The sequence below is a fragment of the Coprococcus intestinihominis genome, from assembly GCF_040096555.1.
Taxonomy (GTDB): domain Bacteria; phylum Bacillota; class Clostridia; order Lachnospirales; family Lachnospiraceae; genus Coprococcus_A; species Coprococcus_A intestinihominis.
On the sequence record NZ_JBBMEK010000471.1, the window covers coordinates 1 to 1,093 of the forward strand.

Annotated in this window: 1 protein-coding gene; it reads left to right on the top strand. The window is 43.2% G+C overall.

The genetic code is table 11. The annotated features are described in order from the left end of the window. Positions 1–771 precede the first annotated feature (771 nt). Positions 772–960, top strand: coding sequence for a hypothetical protein (locus tag WMO25_RS18275; RefSeq protein ID WP_349086673.1), 189 nt, complete (start codon positions 772–774; stop codon positions 958–960). Positions 961–1,093 lie beyond the last annotated feature (133 nt).

The following is a 1,093-nucleotide window of genomic DNA, read 5'->3' on the forward strand; positions in this document are numbered from 1 at the left end:
GCTAATTTTGATTAGCTGGATATCATCAGATTATTCATTTTATTAACAGTAGAGCATCCGCCAGAATGGGGAAAGCTCCGTTGTTAATTTTGTCTCTTCCAGAATAGATTCGAACTCCAAGTTCTTTTTTCATTTTTCCTTCAGGGTTCAGCCGCGGCTCCTTCTTAGGAGGCGGTCGCTCTATCCAGCTGAGCTACGGAAACATCTTTGAAATCTATTCAATTATAGGTATAAACTAACTCAATGTCAATCGCCTTTGCCCCAAAGGCGGTCGTTATAACATATTCTTAGGAGGCGGACGCTCTATCCAGCTGAGCTACAGAAACGTATCAAAAACCGGTCATTTTTGCCGGAATTGAACTTATGTTATTCATTTGTGATTTTCACATGGTCTATGTTCGAGCATAGCCTTAGGAGGCGAGTGCTCTATCCAGCTGAGCTACGAAGACATATCCGATTTTTGGCTTAAAATAAGGCTTTCTGGCACTTCTTAAGCTTCCGGATCGGTAGCCGGTTATTCAATTACTTATGCTTTCTGGACGAATTGCTCCATCCAACTTTCCTCGATACATTCGCCTTTGGTGGCAAGCTATATAACACTTACTTTGACAGATTCGAACTATCGAGTTCTTTTTCCTATAGTTCAAAGGCGTCAGGCAAGCCCCTTCCTTAGGAGGCGAATGCTCTATCCAGCTGAGCTATGCCGACATACGATTTTTGGCTTACTTCGCTGACGCTCAGTGACGCGGCAGTCGCCAAAATCCTGCATAAATGCCGGATTTGTGGCTCGTTGCTTACGCGCAAAATCAAGGTTTTTCAGCCTTTTTGATCACCCGGATCGGTGACCGATTTTTTCTATTTTCAGCCGATATTTTTTCGGCGAAAATGCTATTTGCGTCCTCTGCAGCACTTGGCTTTTCTAATCAAAATTCTCAGTACCGAATTGCCATCGACACCTGAGTACTTTTCAATAGTTCTCAGTACAGGTCCCCCCTTAGGAGGCGCTTGTTTTATCTGTTAAACTAAGAGGACATTACCGATTTTTGGCTTAAACACTGGGTTTTTGCCACTTTGGTTCGGTAACCGTTTTATG